We start from the raw sequence: 278 nt of genomic DNA on the forward strand, positions 1-278 counted from the left end.
GCTCTGCTTGTTCTCTACTAAGTGAAAGTGGTGTGAGCCCTAGTTCAACGACTTCTTTTGCTTTGAATGCAAATGAGAGAATTGACGACTGAGGAAGTACGCCTACATGGCGAGCGCGCTCCATTGAGTCCCATTGCCGAAGTTCTTTTCCGTGTAAGAGAATGTCGCCGGTGTAGTTGTTGTCGCCGGATATGGCTTTTAAAAATGTAGACTTACCTGCGCCATTGGCGCCGACAATTGCCCAAAATTCACCCTCGCTAAATTCCTCATGGGTTGTA

1 protein-coding gene is annotated in these 278 nt (G+C 47.5%); it reads right to left on the reverse strand.

All coding sequences use genetic code 11. The annotated features are described in order from the left end of the window. On the reverse strand, positions 1 to 278 hold a 278-nt coding region (locus tag A3738_RS09800; protein ID WP_156504165.1), incomplete at both ends, for an ATP-binding cassette domain-containing protein.

The sequence above is a fragment of the Oleiphilus sp. HI0066 genome (assembly GCF_001635725.1).